The sequence below is a fragment of the Citrobacter sp. TBCS-14 genome (genome assembly GCF_005280805.1).
Classification (GTDB): domain Bacteria; phylum Pseudomonadota; class Gammaproteobacteria; order Enterobacterales; family Enterobacteriaceae; genus Citrobacter; species Citrobacter gillenii.
This window is the reverse complement of sequence record NZ_SZWM01000379.1, coordinates 303-601: the sequence shown is the minus strand read 5'-3', so window position 1 is coordinate 601 and position 299 is coordinate 303. Positions and strand designations below refer to the sequence as shown.

General features: G+C 55.9%; 1 pseudogene. It reads right to left on the bottom strand.

The features are described 5' to 3' along the window. Nucleotides 1-71: 71 nt before the first annotated feature. Nucleotides 72-299 (bottom strand): annotated as a pseudogene (locus FDX22_RS31180) (transporter); the annotation flags it as partial.

Genomic DNA, 299 nt, shown 5'->3' with positions numbered 1-299 from the left:
AGTGAACGATGTAGGTCGGATAAGCGCAGCGCATCAGGCATTCCTGGATATGCTGACTGGATAGGTCAGTTTTAACCTAATCCCCAGAAGAGCACCGCCAGCAGTTGTGGGGTGATAATCCTCAGGAACATGACCAGCGGATAAACGGTGGCGTAGGAGAGCGCTGCCGCCCCGCTGGTGGCATGCAGGTTGTTAGCAAACGCCAGCGCAGGAGGATCGGTCATTGAGCCAGCCAACATGCCACACAGCGTCAGGTAGTTCATTTTGGTGAGAAGGCGCGCCAGCAGACCGACGGTAAT